The sequence below is a fragment of the Paenibacillus sp. J31R120 genome (assembly GCF_056269225.1).
The window spans coordinates 32,188-55,946 of sequence record NZ_JBWDNN010000006.1; the positions used below are offsets into that span (position 1 = coordinate 32,188).

The window sequence follows — 23,759 nt, forward strand, 5'->3', positions numbered from 1 at the left end:
GCAAGAACCTTATGACAAAATAAAATTCGAGGTGGATTATTCATGTCATCAACAGTAGTAGCACAACAAACAGACCAGGAAACAAAAGTGAGTAAAACGACTCCAATATTAATTTCTTTTTTAATTGCGGGTTTTATTGGATTGTTCAGTGAAACGGCTTTAAATATGGCTCTTGGAGAGTTAATCCAAATATTTTCAATTCAATCTTCCACCGTTCAATGGCTGACAACAGGATATTTATTAACCTTGGGGATATTAGTTCCTGTCTCTGGTCTTTTACTCCAATGGTTTAGTACACGTCAACTATTTATTGTGTCATTGATTTTTTCAATTATGGGCACGCTTGCCGCAGCTTTAGCACCAAGCTTCGCAGTATTAATGTTTTCGCGAGTGATTCAGGCGATCGGTACGGGATTATTGTTGCCCCTGATGTTTAATTCGATTTTAATGATTATCCCTGTAGGCAAGAGAGGTGCAACAATGGGACTTATAGGGTTAGTCATTATGTTTGCTCCAGCAGTAGGACCCTCAATCTCAGGATTAATTCTCGAAAAACTGAATTGGCATTGGATTTTTTGGGTTTGTTTACCGTTTCTGATTCTTGCGTTAGTCTCGGGTATATTGTATATGCAGAATGTTTCGACGATCACGAAACCCAAAATGGATATACGATCTATTCTCCTATCTTCGATTGGTTTTGGCGGAATCGTCTATGGTTTTAGCACCGCAGGTGAAAATGGCTGGGGAAGCACGATTGTAATAACGACGATCATTTTAGGTCTTATTGCACTGATCTTGTTTACTTTGCGACAGTTAAAAATGGATAAACCGATGCTTGATTTACGGGTATTAAAATATCCAATGTTCACCCTTGGGTTATTGGTCGTATTTATTTGCTTCATGGTGATATTGTCCACGATGATTTTGTTGCCACTATATTTGCAAACAGGGTTAGCGTTGACTGCATTTACTGCGGGGCTTGTTTTATTGCCGGGTGGTGTGTTGAATGGATTAATGTCCCCAATCACAGGTCGTATCTTTGACAAATTCGGACCAAGAGGACTTGTTATACCTGGATTTGCGATTATGCTCATCATGTTATGGATCATGTCAAACGTAACCATTGAAACACCGGTAAGTATGGTTATTGTGATGCACACCATTCTATTTATAGGTATATCGATGGTGTTGATGCCTGCTCAGACAAATGGACTCAATCAATTACCGAAAAATCTTTACCCGGATGGCACTGCATTAATGAATACATTACAGCAAGTATCGGGAGCAATTGGCACTGCAGTTGCAATTACGATCATGTCCGCTTCTCAAAAAAGTTATATGAACAATCTGACCGATCCATCTGCCCCTTCTTCAATAGAGGCTTCATTAACAGCCGGAGTGCAAGACTCCTTTATATTCACTCTAATCATAGCTGCAGTGGGTTTAATTGTTTCCTTCTTCATCAAATCCTCTCGCGTTAGATAGGTAATTCCAATGCGGATTCGTCCATTAATTACCCTGCGGTGGCGGGTCAGATGCGGATCTCGTTACTGCTTAGCGGCGGCACGAACGGCGGCAGGGACTCCCGAAGGCATGCTCGGCTTTGAAGACCGTAATGACCGGCAAGCTCATGCCTCTGACTCCATATGCTGCCGAATGATTGCAGCCAGCGTGGACAGCAGGGGAGCTTTATTCGTTTTGACAAAAAAATGGTCGCCTTCGATCATGTCAAGTGTGAACGCTCCGCAGGTAGAGCTGCTCCACGCCTCCATTTCTTCCCGGCTTGCTTCAGGATCATCTGTGCCGCAAAAAGCCGATATGGGACAATCCATTTTGTCTTCCTCCGAAAAGATATATGTCTCGTCCAGCGTGAAATCCGCTCGCAAGGTTGGGAGAAACAGGTCCATGAGCTCCTTGTTTTGGAGCAATGCTTCTGATGTACCGGAAAGACGGCGCAGCTCCTGCACGAACGCTTCGTCTGTCAGCTTGTGGAGAGGGCTTGGTTCAGGGATGTATGGGGCGCGGCTGCCGGAGACGATCAGCCTGCAAGGCTGGACCCCCGGGCTGCGTCGCAGCCGGTGGGCAAGCTCAAAAGCGATCCGAGCGCCCAAACTGTGCCCGAGCAACATGAATGGTGTTTGCACATAAGGGGCAATTGCTTCGCCAATGGCTTCAACAAGCGGGCTCATTTCAGTATAGGGCGTCTCGGCTCTCCGGTGTTCCCGTCCGGGCAGTTGGATGGGATACACGCCTATAGTTGCGGGTAGCTCTTGCTCCCAGCCGCGGTACATGGAAGCGCCTCCGCCCGCATACGGCAAACAATACAGGCGCAAAGCATCATCAGGAGACGGTTCGGACAACAGCCATGGAGCAGCCGTTTTTTTGACAGCAGCCATCATTATATCCCTCCATTGTTACTTAGCAGCGCGTATGGCCTGATTTTTTTGCGGTAATCTTTTGGCGTCAGCTCGGTGCTTTTACGAAAAAGCTCGCAAAAGCGGCTGGCATTTTTGTAGCCGACCATGCACGCAATTTGACTGATTTTAAAATCGGTGTTTGTGAGCAAATTTTCAGCATGATTCATTCTCGTTTTCTGGATATATTCCGTAATCGTGCAATGATTGAGCTGTTTGAATGAAGCCTTCAGCTTGGTGGTGCCCATGCAGGCGATTCTCGCCAGTTGATTCAAGAGAATATCTGATGCAAAATTCCCGTTGATATAGGACATAACTGCCGATAGATTGGTTAAATCCTGGTCGGACAAGCATGCTGATGAATACTCCGCTTTTGTCTTCAAGTTTCGTTCAACTACAAGCGCTAATGCCTCAGCGACCTTTCCCTCATAATACAGCTTGGCCGATATGCCCAAGCCCCGGTAGTTCCGAATTTGGCGAAAAAGAACGGCGAGTTCGGGAAAATCGGCCACGCCTTCCGCATCGGTAAAAGCGGTACGAAGATCTTTGTATTCCCCCGGATATTTTTCATTTATGTAACTTTCAAAGTATTGGGGGATGATGACGATTCCGACCGAGCGAATGGGAACATTTTTGCGATAGACCGCTTGATAGAGCTTGCCGCCGCTCAGATGTCCCTTAACGTAATTGCATGTCAGCTGGCCGCTCGGCTCCAGCTCTTCGCCGGATACGGAATCATAGCAGCTGAGGCAGATATATTCGGGCTGCAGGTATTTCAGGTGCAGGTCTTCATGAAACACAAAATCCTGAACAAACACAGAAAATAAATTGTGATGACAATACGCCCAGAAATATCCGCGCCCCTTTTCGGGCGCAAGCGTGTAACAAACGCCGGCTTTGCTTCCATGCCTGCCGCTTTTATCAAGGTAGAAGCCTGTCTCCGCCAGGCAAGGCAGAAACACCTCCGTCATAATATCCATCATTACGTAACCCCCTTTATTAATAGGATCGGACGAAAATATATCTGGAAAAGACGATAGTCGGTTGACAGTATTGACCAAGTATCTTGAAAAAAATTAAAGTAAGAGCAGGCCGAAGTAAGAATGATAATCATAATCATTTAAACTTATCATAATGGAAGTGATAATGATTATCAATTGAAAAGAATCGTAAGCATTACGATTATATTAGACTTGTCAATATTTTACAAGTAGTCAGGAGGAGAAATTTTGCAAACAGGGCTGCAAGCTCAAGGAAATGTTGCGACGAACAAATGGAAAATGAGGGATTTCATCACACTGGCCATTTTTAATGTGGTCATGCTGATCGTAATCACAGTCAACGGAATGTTTGCCTATCCAATCAATTATTTGATTGGCACCGGTATAGTTGCGCTTATCAACGGTCCGATCTACATGGTAATGGCCAGCAAAATCAACAAAAGGGGCATTCTGTTTTTCAGTGCCTTGCTTTCCGGGCTGTTTTTTGTTGCATTCGGCCAAGTTCATTATCTGCTTGTCTTTGCGGTAACGGGGTTGCTATGTGAATTGATCGTATGGGGAGGCGAGGGGTACAAACAGCCAGTGCGCAATGCGATTGCCTACGGCCTATTCTATGTCGGCTACATGATGTGCGGCATAGTGCCGCTGATTTTTTTCAGAGAGAAGTATGTTGGCGGACTTGAGGAGCAATATTCGCCGGAAGCGCTGGCCGATATGCTCTACTACTATGAGACTCCCAATATGGTTTTGATTATGTGCATCACTACAATCGTCGGTGCTATAGGAGGCTGCTTGCTTGGCCGTGTGATGCTTCGCAAACATGTCAAAAAGGCGAAATTAGTGTAATGCAGCTCGATCCGAGAACCCATGTCATGATCTTAATTGCGGCTACCCTGTTTCTGGCGCTGGCAGATGATCAGTGGCAGCTGCACGCTTTGATTGGCCTCAGTACGCTATATATGCTCGGCCACAGCATGCTGAGGCAGGCGGTATATTTTGTGCTGGTGTACTTGGCCATATTGGCATTGCTGGACGTTCTGGCAGGCCGGTCCGCCGGCTTTGGTCTGATCTTGTATACTTTCTCACGCATGATTCCGGTTGCAATGATTGGCGCGGTATTGGTACATACATCTCCAAGCCGAATTATGTACGCGCTGGAACGGGCTAAATGCCCCAAGCCGATTTCGGTTATGCTGTGCATTTTGATCCGATTTTTTCCAGTCCTGTTTATGGAGATTTTTGCGATTCGCGACGGCATCAGGGCCAGAGGTATTTTTCCGCGCTGGCACAGTCCATTGAAGCGGCCGCTGGTCGTATATGAGTGCTATTTTGTGCCATTGATGGTGAGATGTCTGAAGCTGTCGTCGGAGCTGTCCTCCTCCGCTGAGCTGCGGGGAATCGAATGCAGCAACAACCGTTCGACTATTCACCGGGCGGGGCTTCGGGGGATGGATGCTGCGGCGATTGGACTTTACGCCCTGTTGGGCGCGCTGACGACTGCGGCAGGGGGAAGTGTCCTATGATTTCGCTTAGCAATGTGACATTTATGTACGGTCACGATGATGATGATTCTGTGTCGGAATCAGGTGTACAGAATATTTCCCTGTTCGTCTCACCCGGGCAGTGCGTTGTGCTTTGCGGGCGCTCGGGCTGCGGCAAAAGCACGATTTTACGGCTGATGAACGGGCTTGCGCCGGGCTGCTATCCAGGCAAATTAACGGGAGAGGTGATGGTAGACGGGAGCAATCCGGCTGCGCTGCCGCCTGAGGAACGGACGCGAAAGCTGGGCGTTGTATTTCAGGACCCGCGCAGCCAGTTTTTTATGGACAACGTTAGGGATGAACTTGCCTTCTCCGCAGAGAATCTGGGGCTGCCGCCGGAGTTGATCATGGAGCGCGTTAAAAGGCAAGCGGAGCTGCTCGGCATAACGCATTTGCTGGAGCGAAAGCTGGCCCGGCTATCCAGCGGACAGAAGCAGCGTGTGGCGATCGCCGCCGCTTCGGTGCTGTCGCCGCCTTTGCTTATCCTGGATGAGCCGACCGCCAATCTGGATGAGCAGGCGACAGCTGCGATCGTCGAGCTGCTCGGCACGCTCAAGCGGGGAGGCACAACGATTGTCATTAGCGAGCATCGGCTGCACGCCCTGCTGCCCATTGCTGATTCCTTTGTATGTATGGAGCAGGGGAGGATATCACAACTATGGACGAGACAGCAGTTTGCCGCCCTTTCCTATGAAGTGGTGCGTCCGTATGGCCTGCGCCATCCCGATATGGTGAACACCAATATGGCAGGCAAAGCGTCGCAAGATGCTGACTCAGCCCCCGTTCTGACGGGTCATGGCCTCTCGTTTCGCCACAATCGCAGTGACGAAGGAATGACCGGTATCGATCTTGCGCTTCCGAGAGGCAGCGTCACCGCATTGACGGGCGAGAACGGAGCGGGGAAGACGACGCTCGGCAAAATATTAAGCGGCCTGCTGCGCCAGCGCAACGGAAGGATTGTTCAGGACGGAATTGCATTGCCGGCCGGCCGGCGACGCGCGATGAGCTATCTGGTTATGCAGGACGCCGATTACCAGCTCTATGCCGACAGTGTAGGCAATGAGCTGGTGCTGGGACGCCGGCTGGATGAGGCGCTGCGCGACAAGGCTTATGCGGCCATGGAGGCGTTTGGCCTGAGCGCATTGCGCGATCGGCATCCGGCCTCCCTATCCGGCGGCGAGAAGCAGCGGGTAACGATGGCGGCGGCCTACTGCTCGGACGCGGAGCTGATTATTCTGGATGAACCGACCAGCGGACTTGACGGCGACGGCGTGCTTCATGTGGTCTCTTGGGTCAGAAAGCTGGCCTGGTCGGGGAAAACGGTCGTATTGATTACCCATGACCCGCTGTTGATCGGTCTTGCCTGTGATTACGTGCTGGAATTAAAGCGAAAGGGGGAGGGCCGCATTGAGCAAAGGGGCAAAGCAGGGAATACCCAGGTTATTGGAGCTGGCCGGTGAGAAAAAATCGCTGCTCGCCTGGTCGGGCATTTTATCAGCGGTCAGCGTCATGCTGATGCTGGTACCGTACGTATCGGTATTCATGGTGATGAGCGAACTGCTGCGTCATGCCACGGATATTTCGGCCGTAAACGGTCCGTTTATGATACGCTGGGCCATTTACGGAGGAAGCGGCATGCTGCTCGGCTACTTTTTGATGTATGTCGGAGGGATGCTGTCGCACATCGCCGCCTTCCGCATTTTATATGGCATCCGGGTGAAGCTGTCCGAGCATATCGGTCGCCTCCCGCTTGGTTATTTCAACAAAAACGCAAGTGGCAAAATCAAAAAAAACGTGGAGCAGGATGTCGAGAAAATCGAGCTGTTCATCGCTCATCAGCTGCCTGATCTGATCAGCACCGCCGTGATGATTGCGGCGATCATTGTGGTGATGTTTTTCCTGAACATCTGGATCGCACTTTCCTGTACGATCCCGATAATCATTGGCTTTGCGGCGCAATATTCCATGATGGCGGGGGAGAAGGCGAAGCGGGGGCTAAAGGAATATTTTGATGCGCTGGAAAACATCAACGCTTCCTCCATCCAGTATGTGAAGGGGATGCCGTCCATCAAAATTTTCGGGCAGACAGTGCGCTCCTTCCGCAAATTTCATGAGGATATCGTTCGCTACCGCGATTTCAGTCTCCAATATACCGACCAGTTTCAAAACGGCTACGTTTCATTTAAGGTCATCGTGCTGTCGCTGGCTACCTTTATTTTACCGGTAGGCCTGTTTCTTATTGAAGGACAGCCTGACAGCGTTGCATTTGCAGCTACGCTGATGCTGTTTCTCGTGATGGCACCGGGGATTTCCGCCCCAATTTTCAAGCTGAACCATATGGCTTCTACGATGAATGTCATTGGCGAAGGCGTCAGGCGTATGGACAGTATTTTGGCGGAACAGGCGGTAGCTGAGCCGGATGTGCCGCAGACTCCAGCTTTTTATGATGTGCAGTTCCATAATGTTGCTTTTTCATACGGCGGTGAAGGCGGCGCGAATGTACTAAGGGGACTTAGCTTTATGGCACGCCAGGGAGAAATCACGGCGCTAGTCGGACCGTCAGGCTCCGGCAAATCGACTGTGGCCCAGCTCATTCCGCGTTTCTGGGATGTCCAGCAGGGCAGTATCTCCATCGGCGGAGTGGATGTGCGGTCTATCGCAACAGAGGACTTGATGGACAAAATGTCATTCGTGTTCCAGGACACCTTTCTCTTCTCAGACACGTTATACAACAACATTCTGGCTGGCCGTCCGTCCGCGACGGCGGAGGAGGTCAAGGCCGCTGCACGGGCAGCCCAGTGCCACAGCTTTATCGAGCACTTGCCGCAAGGGTACGATACGCTGATTGGCGAAGGCGGGGTGTATCTGTCCGGCGGGGAGGAGCAGCGGGTGTCGGTAGCGCGGGCGATTTTGAAAAATGCACCTATTCTTGTGCTCGACGAAGCGACAGCCTATGCCGACCCGGAAAATGAATACCAGATGCAGCTTGCTCTTCAGCGGCTTATTGCCGGGAAGACGGTGCTCATCATCGCCCATCGATTGACGACCATTTGTGAGGCGAACCGGATTATCGTGCTGAAGGAAGGCGAAATCAACGATATCGGCACGCATGCCGAGCTGCTTGGCCGCAGAGGCCTGTATCGCAGCATGTGGGATGCCTATACCATGGCAGCAGGCTGGGAAATCGATCAAACGCAGCAAAGAGAGGAGGTACAGGCGCGATGATGAAGCGGCTGCATGCCATTACGGCGGGCAATCCGGGGAAGATGCTGAGGCCGATAACCTGGACGGTGCTCGCGGGCCTGGCCAATCTGTTTCCCTTCGGGTGCATGACGCTGGCGGTCAAAATGATTTATGAGAGCTTTGCTGGCGGGACCGCCCTCCCGATCCAGGGCTTATGGCTTGCCTGGGGAGGAATGCTGTTGTTCCTGGGGTTTGTATTTGCTGCTGAACGGCAGGCATACCGGGAGGTCTTTCGCGGAGCCTATGAGGCGTCGGCGGACGGGCGAATTAAGCTGGCCGAGCATATCCGCAAGCTGCCGCTTGGCTTTCTGCTCAAGAAGGACTCCGGCGAGCTCGGCCATACGATGATGAATGATTTTACCCAGACCGAAAATGCGGCGACACATGTGCTTCCGCAGCTTGTCAGCGGCATTGTCATACCGCTGATGGCATTTGCCGGACTGGTATTGATCGACTGGCGCTTGACGGCTGCCATGCTGGCGGGTTTTCCCGTCACGCTGCTCATCTTGTGGGGCGTTGCCCGCCTGGAGCGCAAGCTGGGACAAAGCCATTCCGAGGCGCGGGTCATGCAGTCGAATCGGCTGCATGAATATTTGCTCGGCATGAAGGTGATTAAGGCGTACAATTTGCGCGGCGTCAATTTCACAAGGCTTGAAAGGGCGTTCCGCAACTATATGCGGGAGAGTATCAAGCTGGAAGGGGCGCTGGGGCCATTTTTTCTCGTTGCTATCGCTTTTCTGGAGACCGGTCTGTCGCTCATCACAATGGTCGGAGTATTTCTCATTGTGGGCGGTGATATGACAGTGCCGCTGTTCGCGATGTTTTTGCTCGTCGGCACCCGTGTTTTTGACCCCCTTTCGGTTGCCATTATGCGTCTGCCAGCCTTCAAATATGATGCTATGGCGGGGGCGCGGATTGTAAGTTTGCTGGAGCAGCCCGTTATGGGCGGAGAACAGGAGGCGGGAGCGGGACATCATATCCGTTTTGAGCATGTCACCTTCGGCTACAGCCGGCAACCTGTCCTGGAGGACGTGACGGCAGAAATGCGGGAGGGAACGCTGACCGCGATCATCGGTCCTTCGGGCAGCGGGAAAAGCACGCTGCTTCGTCTGATCGCACGTTTTTACGATCCGCAAAGCGGCAAGGTGACCTTTGGCGGCATGGATCACAGCAAGGTAGAGCCTGAGCAGCTTATGAAAAAAATTTCCATGGTGTTTCAGGATGTCTACCTGTTTCAAGATACGATTCGCAACAATATCCGCTATGGCCGGGAGGACGCTTCACAGGAGGACATCGAAGCTGCGGCGCGGGAAGCCTGCTGTCACGATTTCATCATGAAGCTGCCGCTCGGTTACGACACGATTGTAGGAGAAGGAGGCTCTACCTTGTCGGGCGGCGAGAAGCAGCGCATATCCATTGCCAGGGCCATATTGAAGGATGCGCCGATTATTCTGCTGGATGAGGCCACATCCTCGCTTGATCCCGAGAATGAAGCCGACATGCAGCGGGCCATCGGCCGCCTTGTCAAGGGGCGCACAGTCGTCATGATTGCCCATCGGCTCAAGACGGTCGTCCGCTCGGACAATATTATCGTGCTGGACAAAGGCCGGGTGATCGGTCAGGGACGGCATGAGGAACTGCTTCAGCATTGCGGTCTCTACGGCAAGCTTTGGGATATTCAAAGCAGAACGAGCGGCTGGAAAATAGCTGCCGCAAAGGAGGGAGGACTGTGAAGAGAAACGAGCCAGGGAGTGAGAGGAGCAACGAGAAAGCGGAGCAGCAATTTATTCTTAACGGGGATTTGTGGAAGGTCATGATTCGCCTGTCCTGGCCGGCAATTATTGCGATGGTGCTTTACGGGCTTAATGCGGTCATCGCTGCTGTATTCGTTGGCCGTTATATCGGGGAGACGGCGCTTGCCGGCGTTTCGGTCGCCTATCCGCTCACACAGATCAGCACCGGCATCGGCTCTCTGATCGGAGTAGGAGCGGGAGCCGTGCTAAGCATTGCCATCGGCGGCAAGGACAAAGCAAAGCAGGAAAAGCTGCTGGGGCATGTGAACAGCCTTACGCTTGTTTTTACCGCCCTCTATATGATTGGAGGACTGCTGTTTTCCGGCCAGTTGATTCAATTAATGGGGGGCGAGGGAGAGGCGCTGGTATTGGGTGAGCGTTTTTTCAGCATTACCGTCCTTGGGGCCTTATTCTGGATCTACGGGCTCGCAACAAACATGATAGTCAGAGCTGAAGGGAAAATGAAAGCTGCCGCTCTGATCATGGGTATCGGGCTTGCTGCCGACGTGCTCTTTAATTACGTACTGGTCGTGCTGCTGGATCTGGGCGTTGAAGGCGCGGCTTGGGCTACGAACGGAGGCATGTCCGTTTATGCGCTGCTGGGCTGGTTATATTTCGGCCGGGGCTTCTCTTCATTCAAGACAAGGGTTAGCGCCATGTATTGGGATACCGCTATTATAAAATCGATTTTGGGCCTTGGCTTGTCATCCCTGATCATGGTTGTCATGAGCCTTGTGCAAGGCATCGTCGTCTTTAACGCGCTGGCCCGCTACGGTACCGTACAGGATATCGCTTTTTACGGCGTTGTTTATCGTATTTTCACGTTTTTGCTTACACCGATCTTTGGCCTGATGCGGGCCCTGCAGCCTGTCATCGGCATCAACTACGGAGCCGGACGGCAAGAGCGGGTGATCGGCGCCTACAAAATCTTTACCGTTGCCTCTCTGCTGCTGACGCTGCCTTTCTGGATTGTATCGATGGCGGTCCCGCAATTTGTCATGGGCTTAATGATGCCGGATCAGCCGTTTTCGCCCGATCAACTGCTTTATTTTCGGTTGTATATGGCTATTCTGCCGCTGCTATCGGCCATTTTTATGGCGATGACGTTTTTCCCGTCGATCGACAGAGGGAAGCCGGCCGCCCTGATCGGTATGGCGAGACAACTTGTCTTTTATGTGCCGGTTATGCTGATTTTGCCTCAGATTATGGGCGTAGCCGGCGTGTATTACGGTTCTCTTGCAATCGATGCGCTAATTGTGCTGTGGACGGCTGTCATGGTCAAGAAAGCTTTCACTACGCTCCGCAAGCAGGAGAGGTATTTGGCGGATGAAAGTATTGTTGCGCAATAGAACATATTGCACAGTAATGCTCTGAGGGAATCCGAGTTTACTAGAAACAGGATGAAACCAGGAGGGTTGATATGTTAAACAGCGAAATTGGGCAAGGCAATATCCTCGCCAGGGAGGGGCGAACCGGCGTTCATCGGCAATTGACGTTGGGTCAGCACTTGAAGGAGTGGGCTAACCGGTATGGCGATAATACCGCAATCGTAGAGGGAGATAAGAGAATCTCATATGTGGAACTGGACCGCTCAGCCGATGAGCTGGCGGCCGGTTTTATTCATTTGGGCATCGAGCAGGGGGATAACGTAGTTGTGCAGCTTCCCAATTGCGCGGCTTTTGCGGCGGCCTGTTTTGCCCTGTTCCGAATCGGAGCGCTGCCCGTCCTTGCCTTGCCCGCCCATAGGGAAGCGGAGCTGGACGGGATTTTTCGTCTAGCTCAGCCGGTTGCTTATATTATTCCGGATACCTTTATGGGATTTGACTATAACAAAATGGCTAAGCGGCTATTAAATGGCCATCCTTGCGTTAAGCATCTGATTGTTGACGGGGACGCTGCGGACGGGATTTGCCTTGCTCATACAGGCAAACCGCCGGTGTCGCTAAGCGGACCTTCGCCTGCGGATACTGCGCTGCTGCTGTTGTCCGGCGGGACAACCGGCACGCCGAAGCTTATTCCGCGTACGCATGCGGACTACGCGTTCAACGCCGACGCCGCGGCGAGGCGTGCCGGAATAAAGGAGCAAAGCGTTTACTTGGCTGTGCTGCCGATTGCCCACAATTTCCCGTTATGCTGCCCCGGCCTGCTGGGCACTTTTGCCGCAGGCGGCAAGGTGGTCATGTGTGCGACGACAAGCTGCGACGAGGCATTCCCTCTGATCGCACGCGAGCGTGTCACCATTACCGCGCTTGTACCGGCTTTGGTAAAGCTGTGGCTTGAGGAGCTGGAATGGGACAAGTCGAGCGACCTCTCCAGCCTGGAGGTGCTTCAGGTCGGCGGCGCCATGCTGGAGGAGGCGCTTGCCCGGCGGATTATGCCGGAGTTCGGCTGCAAGCTGCAGCAGGTATTTGGCATGGCCGAAGGGCTGATTTGCTGCACCGCGCTGGATGACGACGATGAAACGATCATCGGCTGTCAGGGCAAGCCTTTGTCGGAACAGGACGAGATCAGAATCGTCGATGAGTACGGGCTCGACGTTGCCCCGGGGCAGTTCGGCGAACTGATGGTACGAGGTCCCTATACCATTACCGGCTACTATAAAGCGCCTGAGCAAAACCGCAAGTCCTTTACGGCAGACGGCTATTATCGCTCCGGCGACCGGGCGAGACTGACGCCGGAGGGTAATATACAGCTTGGCGGACGGATGAAGGAGCAGATTAACCGCGCAGGCGAAAAAATCGACCCGGCCGAAATCGAAGCCTATATGATGGAGCATCCGGGCGTCAAAGATGCCGTGCTGATCGGCTTACCGGATGAACGGCTGGGTGAGAGAAGCTGTGCCTGCATTATTCCCGTATCGGAGGAGCCCGGTCTGGTTGAATTGCACCGTTATCTCCGCGATAAAGGCGTGGCCCGCTATAAATTGCCGGACCAGATAGTATGCACGGCCTATTGGCCGCTGACAAGCGTCGGGAAGATCGACAAAAACAAATTGAAGCGCATGGCCGCTGCAAGGAGCGCCGAGGAAGAAAATGCTGCATGCGAAGCGGCCGGTGATGCGGCTTATTATATGGAATGGAAGCTGGCTTTTGCCGGAGACGTCCACTTTGCGGCTGCGCAGCTTATTGATTTTGGTCTGTTTGATGACTATGTGCTCTATGAAAACGGAGACGAGCTGTCTCTCGGACTAGGAGCTCATATCTTGCTGACTGTAGACAGTGAAAATATCGTGCTGAAATCCGGTACGCATACACGGAGCTGGCCGAATACGGACTTGAGCGGGGGAGTGCAGAGGGCGTTGGCCGAGGTGCAGATTGCCGACTGGCGGGCTTATGGCATCGCAAATTTTGGACTGGCCCGCTATTATCGGCAGTTGCCGCTGCTGAATGAGGACCCCTGCCTGCTCAAGCTGTTTATTCCCGAAGCCGAGGTGCGTTTCCGCAAAGGTGAGATAGTGCTCCGGGCGCTTGCCCCGGAACGGCTGGAGAAGCTGAAACAGTTGGTGAAGCAGCTGCTCGCTGGCAATGTGGGCGGGCACCTTGCGCGCAGGCTGGAGCAGACCAGAGAGGCATTTCCTGAAGGCGGCGGTTATGATGCCGAAGCTTATATGAAGCGAGTGGGGCATGCGGTGGAAGATATTCGGCAGCGCCGGTATCAGAAGGTGATTTTGTCCCGAAAGATTCCATTTGAGCGCGAGCTTGATATGGTGGCTAGCTATGTGGCAGGCAGGCGGGTTAATTGTCCGGCGAGATCTTATTTGCTGAATTTGGAGGGCTTGCAGGCCGCCGGCTTCAGTCCGGAAACCATTGTCGAGGTAGATGCCCATGGATGGGCGAGTACGTTTCCGTTAGCGGGTACGCGTGCGGCCGGGGCCAACAGCAGTGAGGAAGGAAGGCTAAAGGCCGAGCTGTTGAACGATCCGAAAGAAATTGCCGAGCATGCAGTATCCGTCAAGCTGGCATTTGAGGAGCTGCAGCAGGTATGCGAGAGGGGCACAATCGTCGTCAATGACTTTATGTCTGTGACCAACCGGGGCACCGTGCAGCATTTGTCTTCACGCCTGCGAGGCAAGCTGAAGCAAGAATGCGGTCCATGGCACGCGCTGCAAGCGCTGTTCCCGGCGGTGACCGCATCGGGCATTCCGAAGAGGGAATCCATCGAAGCCATCGGCAAAATCGAAGATCAGCCCCGGAATCTGTACAGCGGCTCGGTCATGACGGTTGACAGCAGCGGCGCCCTTGATGCGGCTCTGGTGCTGCGGACGATTTTTCAGCAAAACGGCGCGGCTTGGCTCCAGGCCGGAGCAGGTGTTGTGAGTATGTCCTCACCGTCCCGGGAATTGGAGGAAACGAAGGAGAAGCTAAGCAGCTTCTCGGCGCAGCTGATAGCCGTATCGGAAGCCAGAAAGGAAGGCGTGCGTCAATGAATATACTTTTTTCCAAAGAAAGGGGGAGATAACATTATGAAAGAAAAGCTGCAACCGGCTGCCGCAAAGACAGGTCAACCTAACTTGCGTTATGAAGAGGTGCGGCGGCACATTCAAAGCCTGCTTCCCGTCTCAGCCGATTTCGCCGATGAGCAAAATCTGATCGAGCTGGGCCTGGATTCGCTGCAAATGATGCGAATGGTCAGCAGCTGGCGGCGTATGGGCAGCTCCGTTACATTCGCCGAGCTGATGGCTTCGCCTCGGCTAAGCGACTGGCGGAAGCTGCTGGGGCGGGATGCGCCAAAGGCTGCTTCGGAGCAGGGCGAAGCTGTGCAGCAGGAGACGAAAGCCCGGCTTTCGGTCAATGAGCCGTTTATGCTGACCGATGTGCAGCACGCGTACTGGATCGGCCGCCGTGATGATCAGCCGCTTGGCGGTGTGGGCTGCCACGCATATCTGGAGCTGGATGGCAGCGGCGTGGATGCTGGACGGCTGGAGCGGGCCTGGCAGCAAGTTCAGATGCATCACGGCAGTCTGCGTACGCGGTATTTGCCGGACGGGCGGCAGAAACGGATGACCCAGCCTTATGCAGAGGAGCTGCAAGTGTATGATTTGCAGTTGTGTCCTGGGGAGGAAGTGGAGCGGGAACTGGCGGCCATACGGAACCGGCTTTCGCATCGCTTGCTTGATGTGGAGATGGGACAGGTGTTCTCTCTGTCGTTGAGTCTGCTGCCGGAGGGCCATACTCGCATCCACATCGACGTTGATCTGCTCGCGGCAGATGTGCAGAGCCTGCATATATTGCTGCGTGACCTGGCTGCTGCGTATGCCCGGGGAAGTGAACCGGCAGCACCGGCGAACTGGAGCTTTGCCGCCTATCTTATGCGGGAGGGGGAGCGCCGCGCGGAAGAGAAGGAAAAAGCGGCAGCGTATTGGCAGCAGCGAATCCCGGCGCTGCCGGCAGCGCCGGGTCTGCCGTTAAAGGTGAGGCCGGAGGCCGTAAAGCGGCCGGTTTTTTCAAGACGCACATATAGGCTGGAGCCGGACAAGTGGGAATTGCTGCAACAACGCGCAGCAGCCAACGGGGTAACGCCGGCTATGGTGCTGCTGACCGCCTATGCGGAAGTGCTGGACCGCTGGAGCACCGACTCCAGGTTCCTTATTAATATCCCGCTCTTTGACCGGCAAAGCGATGAGCCGGGAATTGAAGAGGCCGTGGCCGATTTTACCAATTTGCTGCTGCTTGCCGTCGATTGTGCAGCGCCGCAGTCTTTTGTTCAGCGCGTGAAGGAAATTCAGTCTCGCTTCCATGAAGATGTGGCGCATGCCGCCTATTCCGGTGTTCAACTGCAGAGGGATTTGGCTCATTGCCGTCCGGGGGAGCGGGATTTTGCTCCGGTAGTGTTTGCCTGTAATTTGGGAACGCCGCTGCTCAGCGACGAGTGCCGGAATACGCTTGGCGAGCTGGCCTATATGATTTCGCAGACTCCGCAGGTTTGGCTTGATTTTCAAATCTATGAAATGGACGGCGGACTGCTGCTCGCATGGGATGCTGTCGACGAGTTGTTCCCCGAAGGACTAATTGACAGCATGTTCGCTGCGCTCACCCGTCTGACGGACTGGCTCTCCGATCTTTCCAATCATTGGCATGCTTCAGCCGATGAAGTGTGGGAGAAGGAACTCGCAGCCAAAGCAGGCGCTGTCGATACTGTGCACAGGAAGGAAGGGCTTGCCAAGCCGGTAAGCTGCGTGCATACGCCCTTTTTCAGGGCGGCTGCCGAGCAACCGCAGCAGCCTGCGTTGATCGAAAGCGGCTCGGTTTGGTCATACGGCGAGCTGTCCGAGCACGCCCTGCGGATTGCAGCCTTTTTGCGTGAGCAGGGAGTGGAGGCGGGAGATGCAGTTGCCGTATCGCTGCCGCGCGGAGCCGACCAAATAGCGGCGGTATTGGGCATATTAGCGGCCGGTGCCTGCTACGTGCCGATCGGTATACAGCAGCCGCCCGCCAGACGGATGGCGATTCACCGGAAGGCGGATGTCCGCTTCATTCTGGCCAGCCCGGAAACCGAGCATTCCGCATCGGGCTGGGAAGGCGTGGCGGGCGTGCTTGATATAACCGCTGCAGCCGCTGTCCCTCCGCTTGCGGAGCCATTGTTGCCCGATGTGCAGCAGCCCGCGTACATCATCTTCACCTCAGGTTCAACAGGCGAACCTAAGGGAGTTGAAATCAGCCATGCCGGTGCATGGAACACGCTTGCAGACATTAATCGCCGTTACAGTGTGGGGCCGTCCGATAAAATGCTGGCCGTATCCGCGTTTGATTTTGACCTGTCGGTGTATGATATTTTCGGCTTGCTCAGCGCCGGCGGCACGCTTGTGCTTGTGCCGGAGAAATACAGCCGCGATGCAGCCTATTGGCTGGAACAGTGTCTGCGCTATGAGACGACGCTTTGGAACTCGGTTCCGGTGCTGCTGGACATGCTGCTTGTAGCAGCGGAAAGCGCGGGACAAACGCTGCCAATGCTGCGCCTTGCGCTTCTGTCGGGCGATTGGATCGGTATGGATTTGCCCCTGCGGTTGCGGAAGACAGCGGGAAACAGCCGGCTTGTCGCAATGGGCGGCGCGACAGAAGCATCGATATGGTCCAATTACTTTGAGGTGGAATTGCCGCTGCCCAAGCATTGGACGTCCATTCCGTACGGATATGCGTTGTCCAATCAGTCCTATCGCATTGTGGACAGGAAGGGAAGAGATTGTCCGGAATGGGTGGCCGGCGAGCTCTGGATCGGCGGCTCCGGTGTTGCGCTCGGCTATCGGGGCGACCCGGAGCTGACCGCAGAACGTTTTGTCATGCGCGGCGGCTCGCGCTGGTACCGGACAGGCGATCTGGGGCGTTACTGGCCGGAGCGTATCATTGAATTTTTGGGCCGCAAGGATTTTCAGGTCAAAATCCGCGGCCACCGCATTGAGCTTGGCGAAATCGAAACGGTACTGAAGCAGCATCCCGGCGTGCGCGACGCCGTCGTAACGGCAACGGAGCAGCAGGGGACGAAACGCCTGGCTGCTTATTTCGTGCCTGAGGCGGGGGGCGAATCCGCCTTGATGGAGAGTCAATTTATCGATGCCGGCCAAGCGGAGGAGCTGTGGGCCGCTGTAATGAAAGCGGGCCAAGGACGGGCTCATCGTATTGCTGCGCAAGGGGCAGCCACGGATGAATTTCCGCTTTTCCTGGAGCAGATAGAGCGGCTCAGCGCGCAGCATATGCTGCGCGCGTTGCAACGGACGGGCGTTTTTATGCGGCCGGGAGAGGCGCATACGTTGGAGACGCTCTTGCAGCAAGGCCGGATTGTGCCGAGATACCGTGCCATGATGGAGCGCTGGCTGCTTGAACTGGAGTCGAGCGGCTGCCTGCGACGGCTGGAGTCGGGTGAATTTTTGGTTGCTCAGCCCGTCATGGCAGCTTCAGAATCGCTGGAAGCGCCGGATTTGGCATCGGCTGGAGAGCTGGCGGCAATAGAGCTGGCAGTTTCATTAGAGCCGGCAACAGAAGCGGAATGGCTGCACTTGGCGCAGAAGCCAGGGGAGCAGGATCAAGCGAAGCAGCGGAAGTGCCCGGAAGACGAAGGTGAATGGGTTGCCCCAAACCGTACGCTTGCGAAAATATTGCCGTATTTGCTGGAGATCAGCCGCAACAGCGCCGAATTGCTGCAGGGGAAGACCGAACCGTTGGCGCTGTTTTTTGCCGAAGATTACGGCTTGTCACCGGATCGGCTGATGCAACTGATGCCCGGTGCGGATATGCGTCTTAATCTTGCAGAGAAGCTGCTGGAGGCCGTCTTGCAGCAGCATGCCGGACAAGGGCCGCTGCGGATCGTCGAGCTCGGAGCGCGAAGCGGCTGTTTTACGCAAACCATGCTTTCATGTCTAGAGCGGCAGAATGGGAATGAAGCCGCGTATACCATCACTGATCCATCCGCTTATTTTCTTCAGACACTGGAAAAGCAGTTTGAAATCCGCGGTGCTAATATCGAGTACAGGCTGCTTGATATCGATCGCTCTCCCTTGGAACAGGGCTATACGGCGCACAGCTTTGACATCGTTCTTGCTTCAGATTCATTGCACCGCGCCCGCAACCTCGAATCCGCGCTTGCCAATGTCCGAATGCTGCTAGCTCCTGGCGGACTGCTGCTGGCGCTTGAGATGACCCGGAACAGCCGTCTGCAGCAAATGACGACCGCCTTTTTGGAGGATGGGTTTACGCACTTTACTGATGAGCGTTTGTCTGTACAGCAGCCTTTGCTGGGACCTGCGAAGTGGCGGGAGCTGCTGCTGAAGACTCAATATGCGGAGTCGATGTTGTTTCCCGGGCCGGAGGAGACGGAAAGTATCTATGGCATGCATGTAATAGCCGCTCAGGCTCCGTCCTGTACACAGCGATTTAACCCGGAATTGCTGGCAGGGTATTTGAGCGGCAAGCTGCCGGAGTATATGGTCCCCGCAGCTCTGATTCCGCTAGAGCGGCTGGCGCTGACTCCGAACGGCAAGGTGAACCGGCAGGCGCTGCCCGCTCCTGCTGAGTGGCGGGGGTTAAAGCCGGCGGCTGCCGACGGGCTGCCGCGCACACCGATCCAGCGTGAGCTTGCCGACATATGGTGTGGCATTCTTGGAAGAGAAGAAATGGGTGTCAACGAAAATTTCTATTCGCTTGGCGGAGATTCGCTGCTGGCAACAAAGCTGATCGCCGAAGTACGCAGGCGGCTTAAGGTACGGGTGCCGCTTGGAAGCCTGTTTGAAGCGCCGACGGTTGCCGGACTTGCCGAGCGGACGGAGGAGCTGCTTCAAAAAGAAGAGCGGCATGCTGCCGCTCTGCCGCAGATCGTGCCTGCCGCCGGGCTGGATACGCATCCTTTTCCGCTTACCGACATTCAACAGGCTTATTGGCTGGGGCGGGAAGGCGTATATGCACTGGGCAATGTATCGACGCATTGCTACTTTGAAATCGAAGGCTATGATCTTGATGTGGTGACAATGGAGCAGGCCTGGCAGCGTCTGATCCGGCAGCATGGCATGATGCGGGCTGTGGTGCTATCCGATGGGCAGCGGCAGCAAATTTTGCAAGAGCCGCCCGCCTACCAGATACAAGCGGCCGATTGGCGCGAGTTGAGTCCGGAGGAGGCCGAAGCCCGTCTTATGGCTGTCCGCGAGAACATGTCACATCAAGTGCTCGCTGCCGACCGGTGGCCGCTATACGAAGTGCGCGCTTCGCTGCTGCCAGATAACCGGGTGCGGCTGCATATCAGCTTTGACAATTTGCTGTTTGACGGCTGGAGCATGTTTCATCTGCTGAGCGAATGGGGGAGATTGTATCGCAATCCCGCAGCGCTGCTGCCGGAGCTTGAGCTGAGCTTCCGCGATTATGTGCTGGCGCTGGAACAGCTTAAAGGCAGTGAGCAGTATGAGCGGGATATGCAGTATTGGCTGGACCGTCTGGATACTTTGCCGCCCGCTCCCGAATTGCAGCTTGCGCAAAGTCCGGAGCTTATCGCGCAGCAACGGTTTTGCCGCCTCGACGCCCGGCTGGACGGAGAGACCTGGGCCCGGCTTCGCAAGCGGGCGGCAACGGCGGGCTTGTCGCCGTCCGGTATGCTGCTGGCGGCTTATGCCGAGACGCTTGCGGCATGGAGCAGACGTCCGGCCTTCACGATCAACTTAACCCAGTTCAACCGGCTTCCGCTTCATCCGCAGGTAGGAAGCCTTGTAGGGGATTTCACCTCGCTAACACTGCTTGCTGTTAATCAGGCATCCGGCCGTACGTTTATGGACCGGGCACGGAACCTTCAACAGCAGCTGTGGGCAGATTTGGACCATCCGCTCGTAGGCGGCGTTCAGGTTCAGCGCGAGCTCGCGAAGCGCAGCGGCAGCCATACAGGCGGCGGCATGCCGATTGTCTTTACGAGCGCCTTGGGCGTTGATAACTGGAATGAGGGCGGCTCCGGCGAAAAATGGCTGGGCAAGCTGGTGTACAACATTACTCAGACGCCCCAAGTATGGCTCGATCATCAGGTTGTTGAGCAGGACGGCCAGCTGCTGCTCATCTGGGACGCAGTGGAGGGACTTTTTCCTGAGGGACTGCTGGAGGATATGTTTGGAGCCTACCACCGGTTGCTTGGGCAATTGGCCGCAGATGAGGGGGTATGGCGGACGGTTCGCCCCAGTGTTATTGAGGTGCCGCGCCTTGAGCCAAGATACCGGACGAACGAAACGCAAATGCCTGTATCGCCCGATACCCTTGATGGGCTGTTTGTAAGGCAGGCTGAGCTGCGCCCCGAGCAGCCGGCAATTATTACTGCGAATCGTACGCTTACCTACGGCGAGCTGAATCGGCTGTCGAATGAGGTGGCGGCGCTGCTGCGTGACAGGAGCGTTCAGCCCAATACGCTTGTAGGAATAGTCATGGAGAAGGGCTGGGAGCAGGCGGTGGCGGCGCTCGGCATTATGAAGGCCGGCGCCGCGTATTTGCCGCTTGATCCGTCCCATCCGCAGCCGCGGCTCCGGGAACTGCTTGCGGACGGCCGGGTGGCCGTAGTGCTGACACATTCTGAAATGGATGGGCGGATTGCCTGGCCGGAGGATGTAGAGCGGCTGCTTGTCGATGAGCTTACGCCCGGCGGGCAGGAACAGGGGAACTACGCGATCCCGGAAACTGCGGCCCGGCCGGAGCATCTGGCTTATGTCATTTATACCTCTGGGTCGACAGGCAAGCCGAAAGGCGTCATGATCGATCATCGCGGAGCGGTTAATACGGTGCTTGATATTAACCGTCGATTTGAAGTGGGGCCGGGGGATCGCGTGCTGGCATTATCCAATTTGAACTTCGATCTTTCGGTGTACGACTTGTTCGGTACGCTCGCGGCGGGAGGGGCCGTCGTCATTCCCGAAGCGGACAAAACAAGAGATCCGGCTTGCTGGCTTGCCTGGATGGAGCGGGCGCAGGTGACGCTGTGGAATACGGTTCCGGCCTTTATGCAAATGCTGCTGGAGCATATTGTCGGACGGCGTGCAGGGTTGCCGGAAACAACCGGGGAGGCGCTGCCGCAAGCGCTTCGGCTGGTGCTGCTCAGCGGAGACTGGATTCCGCTGGACATGCCGGACCGTATTCGCAAGCATTTTTCCGGTGCGAAGGTGATTGGGCTCGGCGGGGCGACCGAGGCTTCGATCTGGTCTAATCTATTGACCGTTGAAGCCGTTGATCCCGGCTGGAGGAGCATCCCCTACGGTTATCCGATGGCGAATCAGCGCTATTACGTGCTGAACGAGTTGATGGAGGATTGTCCCGTGTGGGTGCCAGGCGGATTGTACATTGGCGGAATCGGGCTTGCCCAAGGTTACTGGCGGGATGAGGAGAAGACGAATGAGCGGTTTATCCGCCATCCCCGGACAGGCGAGCGATTGTATGATACGGGGGATAACGGCCGTTATTTGCCTGACGGCTGCCTTGAGTTTCTGGGGCGTGAGGACTTCCAGGTCAAAATCCGCGGCCACCGGATCGAGCTCGGAGAAATCGAAGCCGCGATAAAAAGGATGGCGGGAGTGAAGGAGGCTGTTGTTCTTGTCACGGGAGAAGCAGTGGGCGAAAAGCAGCTGACCGGTTTTGTCGTTCCGCAAGCTGCTCACCCATCGGAGCTGTTCGAAGTGAAACTCGCCGATGCCGATGCGGCCCGGCATTGCCGGCAGGAGCTTGCGGCGGCGGAACGACAGCAAGCAGGTAAGCTGCTGGCCGCCGTTGATGCGGAGGCGACAACCGTATTTTTGCAGGAACTGGATCATGCCGGCATGTGCGCAATCCGCGCAGTTTTTACCGGCTTTGGCCTGTTCACATGCAAAGGGGAGAGCCATTCGCTGTATGAGCTGATGCAACTGATGCAGGTACAGCCGCGCTATGAGACACTCTTGATTCACTGGCTGAAGGCGCTGACGGAAGAGGGCTGGCTTCGGCAAGGGGCGCATGCCGTCTATCGTTCGCTTCAGCCGCTTACGGGGCCACAGTTGGACGGGCAAATTAGCGATGTGCTGAAGCGCGTGCCGGAGCTGCGGCAAAAAATTGAGCAGCTGCAAGAACTTTTCCGTCAATCCCGGGCAACCATTGCCGGATTGCTGCAAGGCAGCATCGAACCGCTGCAGCTGTTTTTGACGAAAGAAGCTTTACCAACGCCGGATGCGCTGCTTCCGTTTAACATTGCCGGTACATTCTGCCGCGATTTGCTGCAGCCGCTGTTCCGCATCATTGTGCAGGCCCAGCCGCTCGATAGACCGCTCCGTGTGCTAGAGATCGGAACACGGTCGGGCGGCTTCACCGAAGGGCTGGTGCCGCTGCTGCCAGCGGGGCGCGGACATTATCGGTATACGGATGAGTCCGATTTTTTCACAGAACGGGCGAGGGAACAACATACGCCTGCCGACGTTTTGGAGTATGGACGGTTCGATATGAACGAGAAACCGCTGGCCCAAGGCTACAGACCGCATATGTACGATGTCATCGTCGCGGACAATACTTTGCACCGCGCCAAAAATATAGGAGTGACTTTGGAGCATTTGCGGCTGTTGCTGGCGCCCGGAGGCATTCTGATATTTGCGGAAACCACAAGGTACAGTCGCCTGCTGCTGACGACCGTCGGTTTTTTCGAGGACGGCTTTAGCCGCTTTACGGATGAGCGGAGGGAGAGCAATCTTCCGCTGCTGACGGGAGAGCGGTGGCAGGAGATGCTGGAGGCCGCCGGCTTTAACGTCATTGGCGGCAGTCCCGAAGGCCTTCGCGCCGCAGAGGTGTTCGGCCAGCGGCTGTTTATGGCGCAGGCGCCCGGGACGGCGGCCTGCTTCGAGCCGAAGCGGCTGGCGGAATCGCTGCGGCGACAGTTGCCGGAATATATGGTGCCGGCGGCCTATGTCCAGCTGGATGAGCTGCCTTTGTCCGCGAATGGCAAAGTGGACCGCAAGGCATTAGCCGCTCTTGCCGCCCATGCTGAGACGACGGAACGGCCGGGGGGTTCAGGAGCGAAGCCCGCAACCGAACTGCAGCAGCAAATTGCCGCTGTGTGGGAAGAGGTGCTCGGCTGCCGGGAGCCTGGTCTGGACGACAGTTTTTTTGTACAGGGCGGTGATTCCCTGCGTGCCATTCAATGCGTCAACCTGCTGAAGGAGCGTTGGACATTGGAAGTGACGCTGCAGCAATGGCTTGACGCGCCGACCATCGGCGCTCTTGCCAAGCTGCTTGAATCGCAGCTCCATGCGGAGGACGAAGACGGCGAATACGATGAGGGCTTTATTTGAAGCGGAAAGGGGCA

At 55.0% G+C, this 23,759-nt stretch carries 11 protein-coding genes; 9 read left to right on the forward strand and 2 right to left on the reverse strand.

Annotated elements, in window-relative coordinates:
• Window positions 1–42 precede the first annotated feature (42 nt).
• Window positions 43–1,485, forward strand: a complete 1,443-nt coding sequence (locus AC0YNW_RS20820; RefSeq protein ID WP_475833586.1) for a DHA2 family efflux MFS transporter permease subunit — start codon at window positions 43–45, stop codon at window positions 1,483–1,485.
• Between the two features lie 143 nt (window positions 1,486–1,628).
• Here the strand turns inward: AC0YNW_RS20820 and AC0YNW_RS20825 are convergent, their stop codons facing one another.
• Together AC0YNW_RS20825 and AC0YNW_RS20830 are read right to left on the reverse strand one after the other, a co-directional pair.
• Complete coding sequence (locus AC0YNW_RS20825) at window positions 1,629–2,399, reverse strand: thioesterase II family protein (RefSeq protein ID WP_475833587.1); 771 nt, start codon at window positions 2,397–2,399, stop codon at window positions 1,629–1,631.
• Window positions 2,399–3,397 carry an AraC family transcriptional regulator gene (locus AC0YNW_RS20830; protein ID WP_475833588.1) on the reverse strand — a complete coding sequence of 333 codons (999 nt, stop codon included), beginning with the start codon at window positions 3,395–3,397 and terminating at the stop codon, window positions 2,399–2,401. The genes AC0YNW_RS20825 and AC0YNW_RS20830 overlap by 1 nt, the downstream gene beginning before the upstream one ends.
• A 246-nt stretch (window positions 3,398–3,643) precedes the next feature.
• Here AC0YNW_RS20830 and AC0YNW_RS20835 point away from each other — a divergent pair, with 246 nt between their 5' ends.
• The 8 genes from AC0YNW_RS20835 to AC0YNW_RS20870 all read left to right on the forward strand — a co-directional run bounded on the left by AC0YNW_RS20835 (window position 3,644) and on the right by AC0YNW_RS20870 (window position 23,745).
• Window positions 3,644–4,261 (forward strand): MptD family putative ECF transporter S component, encoded by a 618-nt coding sequence (locus AC0YNW_RS20835; RefSeq protein WP_475833589.1) that lies wholly within the window; start codon window positions 3,644–3,646, stop codon window positions 4,259–4,261.
• Window positions 4,261–4,938, forward strand: a complete 678-nt coding sequence (locus AC0YNW_RS20840) for an energy-coupling factor transporter transmembrane component T family protein (protein WP_475833590.1) — start codon at window positions 4,261–4,263, stop codon at window positions 4,936–4,938. Before AC0YNW_RS20835 ends, AC0YNW_RS20840 begins: the two co-directional genes overlap by 1 nt.
• Entirely contained in the window at window positions 4,935–6,416 is a 1,482-nt protein-coding gene (locus tag AC0YNW_RS20845) for an ABC transporter ATP-binding protein (RefSeq protein ID WP_475833591.1), read from the forward strand. The genes AC0YNW_RS20840 and AC0YNW_RS20845 overlap by 4 nt, the downstream gene beginning before the upstream one ends.
• Before the next feature lie 55 nt (window positions 6,417–6,471).
• Window positions 6,472–8,181, forward strand: coding sequence for an ABC transporter ATP-binding protein (locus tag AC0YNW_RS20850; protein ID WP_475833742.1), 1,710 nt, complete (start codon window positions 6,472–6,474; stop codon window positions 8,179–8,181).
• Window positions 8,178–9,932, forward strand: coding sequence for an ABC transporter ATP-binding protein (locus AC0YNW_RS20855; RefSeq protein WP_475833592.1), 1,755 nt, complete (start codon window positions 8,178–8,180; stop codon window positions 9,930–9,932). The genes AC0YNW_RS20850 and AC0YNW_RS20855 overlap by 4 nt, the downstream gene beginning before the upstream one ends.
• Window positions 9,929–11,341 carry an MATE family efflux transporter gene (locus AC0YNW_RS20860; protein WP_475833593.1) on the forward strand — a complete coding sequence of 471 codons (1,413 nt, stop codon included), beginning with the start codon at window positions 9,929–9,931 and terminating at the stop codon, window positions 11,339–11,341. Before AC0YNW_RS20855 ends, AC0YNW_RS20860 begins: the two co-directional genes overlap by 4 nt.
• 71 nt (window positions 11,342–11,412) lie before the next feature.
• Window positions 11,413–14,418, forward strand: a complete 3,006-nt coding sequence (locus AC0YNW_RS20865) for a salicylate synthase (protein ID WP_475833594.1) — start codon at window positions 11,413–11,415, stop codon at window positions 14,416–14,418.
• Window positions 14,419–14,454: 36 nt separating this feature from the next.
• Entirely contained in the window at window positions 14,455–23,745 is a 9,291-nt protein-coding gene (locus tag AC0YNW_RS20870; RefSeq protein WP_475833595.1) for an amino acid adenylation domain-containing protein, read from the forward strand.
• The last annotated feature ends 14 nt before the right edge of the window (window positions 23,746–23,759 follow it).

Coding starts and splice junctions, on each gene's coding strand:
- AC0YNW_RS20820 (WP_475833586.1), top strand. CDS start 43: ATGTCATCAACAGTAGTAGCACAACAAACAGACCAGGAAACAAAAGTG.
- AC0YNW_RS20865 (WP_475833594.1), top strand. CDS start 11,413: ATGTTAAACAGCGAAATTGGGCAAGGCAATATCCTCGCCAGGGAGGGG.
- AC0YNW_RS20855 (WP_475833592.1), top strand. CDS start 8,178: ATGATGAAGCGGCTGCATGCCATTACGGCGGGCAATCCGGGGAAGATG.
- AC0YNW_RS20840 (WP_475833590.1), top strand. CDS start 4,261: ATGCAGCTCGATCCGAGAACCCATGTCATGATCTTAATTGCGGCTACC.
- AC0YNW_RS20830 (WP_475833588.1), bottom strand. CDS start 3,397: ATGATGGATATTATGACGGAGGTGTTTCTGCCTTGCCTGGCGGAGACA.
- AC0YNW_RS20850 (WP_475833742.1), top strand. CDS start 6,472: ATGCTGGTACCGTACGTATCGGTATTCATGGTGATGAGCGAACTGCTG.
- AC0YNW_RS20845 (WP_475833591.1), top strand. CDS start 4,935: ATGATTTCGCTTAGCAATGTGACATTTATGTACGGTCACGATGATGAT.
- AC0YNW_RS20870 (WP_475833595.1), top strand. CDS start 14,455: ATGAAAGAAAAGCTGCAACCGGCTGCCGCAAAGACAGGTCAACCTAAC.
- AC0YNW_RS20825 (WP_475833587.1), bottom strand. CDS start 2,399: ATGATGGCTGCTGTCAAAAAAACGGCTGCTCCATGGCTGTTGTCCGAA.